Below are 337 nucleotides of genomic sequence, written 5' to 3'. Positions count from 1 at the left end.
TGCAGAGACACTTCGGCGCGTGCGAGTTTGTCGGCGTGCTCGATCACCGAGCCCCACACCTCGACCTCGGACTGGCCCGCCAAACGCTCCCGATACACCCGATCCGCCAACGCGGCGGCAGCAAGCACCGTCCGGGCTTCGTATTTGCGGGACTCGCGTAGCAGGTCCGGACCGGTCTCGGTGAGCTCATCGCGCGACATTGCGGCGATCGCGGCAGCGTCGGCATCCGGATCAGTGAACGTCAACGTCGTCGACACCCGAAACCTCCCCTCCCACGATCGGACGTGATGAGAACAAGTGTACGAAGGGGTACCGACAAAACCGGTCCGACGATCGC

General features: G+C 64.4%; 1 pseudogene. It reads right to left on the bottom strand.

What is annotated here, in order from left to right:
* Window positions 1-257 (bottom strand): annotated as a pseudogene (locus B1964_RS29545) (HNH endonuclease); the annotation flags it as partial.
* Between the last annotated feature and the right edge of the window lie 80 nt (window positions 258-337).

The sequence above is a fragment of the Gordonia sp. i37 genome (assembly GCF_002043085.1).
GTDB classification, from domain to species: domain Bacteria; phylum Actinomycetota; class Actinomycetes; order Mycobacteriales; family Mycobacteriaceae; genus Gordonia; species Gordonia polyisoprenivorans.
This window is presented reverse-complemented; position numbering and strand designations above follow the sequence as displayed.